This window comes from Rhizobium sp. PRIMUS64, assembly GCF_023006465.1.
Taxonomy (GTDB): Bacteria; Pseudomonadota; Alphaproteobacteria; order Rhizobiales; family Rhizobiaceae; genus Rhizobium; species Rhizobium leguminosarum.
This window is the reverse complement of record NZ_JALBGX010000407.1, coordinates 1-223: the sequence shown is the minus strand read 5'-3', so window position 1 is coordinate 223 and position 223 is coordinate 1. Positions and strand designations below refer to the sequence as shown.

The 223-nt window shown below is 65.0% G+C and carries 1 protein-coding gene; it reads left to right on the top strand.

What is annotated here, in order from left to right:
* Positions 1–223: extracellular solute-binding protein (locus tag MOV76_RS40455; RefSeq protein ID WP_247266659.1), on the top strand; the 223-nt coding region annotated here is incomplete at both ends.

Below are 223 nucleotides of genomic sequence, written 5' to 3'. Positions count from 1 at the left end.
TTCCTTCGTCGCCGATCCGAAGCAATCGCAGGTCGCCGACAAGGTCGGCTTCGCGCTCGCCCCGGACAAGGGCCTCGGCAAGCGCGGCAACTGGCTCTGGGCCTGGAGCCTGGCCATCCCGGCAGGGACCCAGAAGGCCGAAGCTGCTGAGAAGTTCGTCGCCTGGGCAACGAGCAAGGAATACAGCAACCTCGTCGCCGAGAAGGAAGGTTGGCTGAACGCA